2 protein-coding genes are annotated in these 1,420 nt (G+C 61.8%); both read right to left on the bottom strand.

Annotated elements, in window-relative coordinates:
- Positions 1–60: 60 nt before the first annotated feature.
- Positions 61–516 carry a YaiI/YqxD family protein gene (locus F8N85_RS34235; RefSeq protein ID WP_150806116.1) on the bottom strand — a complete coding sequence of 152 codons (456 nt, stop codon included), beginning with the start codon at positions 514–516 and terminating at the stop codon, positions 61–63.
- Between the two features lie 38 nt (positions 517–554).
- The coding region (locus F8N85_RS34230) for an FTR1 family iron permease (protein ID WP_150807688.1) at positions 555–1,420 on the bottom strand (866 nt) is incomplete at its 5' end.

Below are 1,420 nucleotides of genomic sequence, written 5' to 3'. Positions count from 1 at the left end.
GCCCAGGGGGGGCAAGCCCCCTCGCCACAAAAGCCGCCTCGCCACGGGTCCGCGTCAGGCTCAAGTCTGGCGCATCAACCGGGTAAGGATCCGGTCCAGAGAATTGGCGAACGCCTGCTTCTCGCGTTCGCCATGGGGCGGCGGGCCGCCGCCCATCTGGCCCTGATCGCGCAGGTCGGTGAACAGGTTGCGCACCGCCAGCCGATCACCCATGTTCTGTGGATCGAATTCCTTACCGCGCGGATCGAGGGCGGCGACGCCCTTCTTGATCAATCGATCGGCCAGTGGCACATCACTGCAAATCACCAGTTCGCCGGGCAACGCGTGTTCAACCAGATAGTCGTCGGCCGCATCCGGGCCACTGGGCACCACGATCAGCTTTACGCAGGCATAGCCCGGTTTGATCTGGCTCTGCCCCGCCACCAGCAGCACTTCGAACTGACGCTTCAAGGCAAACTTGATCACCTGCTCCTTCGCCGCCTTGGGGCAGGCATCGGCATCGATCCATACACGCATATTTTGTTGCCCTCAGAAATCTTTCGGCTTCAATCAGATCAAGAAGCCCGCACCCGCCGCTTCTCCGCCATGCGACTACGGCTGTAAAGAACGATGATCGCCAGAATCGCCACGGCCTGAGCACTCAGCGAATAGGCATCAGCGTGGATCCCCAGCCAGTCAAAGTCAAAGAACGCCACCGGCCGGGTGCCGAAGATCCCGGCTTCCTGCAAGGCTTTGACCCCATGCCCGGCAAATACCACCGACAGCGCACACAACAGTGCGGCGTTGATCCCGAAGAACAGCGCCAGGGGCAATTTCGCCGAGCCGCGCAAAATCACCCAGGCCAGGCCGATCAACAGCACCAGCGCAGTCGCACCTCCGGCCAATACGGCGTTATGTCCCGCAGGGCCCGACTGCAGCCAAAGGGTCTCGTAGAACAGGATTACTTCGAACAACTCGCGGTAAACCGAGAAGAACGCCAGGATCGCAAAGCCGAAACGCCCGCCGCCACTGACCAGACTGCTCTTGATGTAATTCTGCCAGGCCGCCGCATGACGGCGGTCGTGCATCCATACACCGAGCCACAGCACCATGACGCTGGCGAACAACGCCGTGCAACCTTCCAGCAATTCACGCTGGGCACCGCTGACATCGATCACGTAGGCCGCCAGCGCCCAGGTCGCCAGACCGGCCACCAGCGCCAGACCCCAGCCGACGTTGACGCTGCGCACTGCCGATTGCTGGCCGGTGTTACGCAGGAACGCCAGGATCGCCGCCAGGACCAGAATCGCTTCCAGACCTTCGCGCAACAGGATCAGCAAACCGGAAACATAGCTCAGCGACCAGCTCAAACCATCGCTGCCCAACAGACCTGCAGATTGCTTCAACTTGGCTTTCGCGGCGTCCAGACGCTGCTCGACCT

It is taken from the genome of Pseudomonas fluorescens, from assembly GCF_902497875.1.
Taxonomy (GTDB): domain Bacteria; phylum Pseudomonadota; class Gammaproteobacteria; order Pseudomonadales; family Pseudomonadaceae; genus Aquipseudomonas; species Aquipseudomonas fluorescens_BR.
This window is presented reverse-complemented; position numbering and strand designations above follow the sequence as displayed.

What these genes read in the sequence shown, in the direction of transcription:
- F8N85_RS34235 (WP_150806116.1), bottom strand. Translation starts at nt 516, where the DNA reads ATGCGTGTATGGATCGATGCCGATGCCTGCCCCAAGGCGGCGAAGGAG.